This is a genomic window from Mesorhizobium sp. M8A.F.Ca.ET.207.01.1.1 (genome assembly GCF_004794715.1).
GTDB lineage: Bacteria > Pseudomonadota > Alphaproteobacteria > Rhizobiales > Rhizobiaceae > Mesorhizobium.
Genome location: NZ_SRUS01000204.1, coordinates 1 through 376, shown reverse-complemented (window position 1 = coordinate 376; position 376 = coordinate 1). Strand labels below are relative to the sequence as shown.

General features: G+C 59.8%; 1 protein-coding gene. It reads left to right on the top strand.

What is annotated here, in order from left to right:
• Nucleotides 1-100 precede the first annotated feature (100 nt).
• A partial coding sequence (locus tag EN850_RS34180) for a LysR family transcriptional regulator (RefSeq protein WP_136092984.1) occupies nt 101-376 on the top strand: 276 nt, incomplete at its 3' end.

The window sequence follows — 376 nt, the reverse complement described above, 5'->3', positions numbered from 1 at the left end:
GGCGGGTCGAAGCGCGCCGCGGTGCCGGCCCTGATCGCAAAGTCTCGGCTGCCTCGAGCTATTTTTGAAATCACAGAAATATTCATCTACTATCCATTCCATGGATACCAAGCGCCTGGATCTCAATCTGTTGGTCCCCCTGGAGACGCTGCTGATCGAGCGGAACGTCACGAAGGCGGCTGCTCGACTGCATCTGAGCCAGCCGGCGGTAAGCGCCCAGCTGAACCGTCTCAGGCACGAGTTCGACGACCAACTGCTAATTCCCGCCCAGCGCGGTATGACGCCGACGGCCAAGGCAATGGAGCTGCTCGATCCGTTGCGCCAAGCCCTCGATCAAGTTCGCGCCACGCTGACCTCGCATAGGAATTTCGATCCG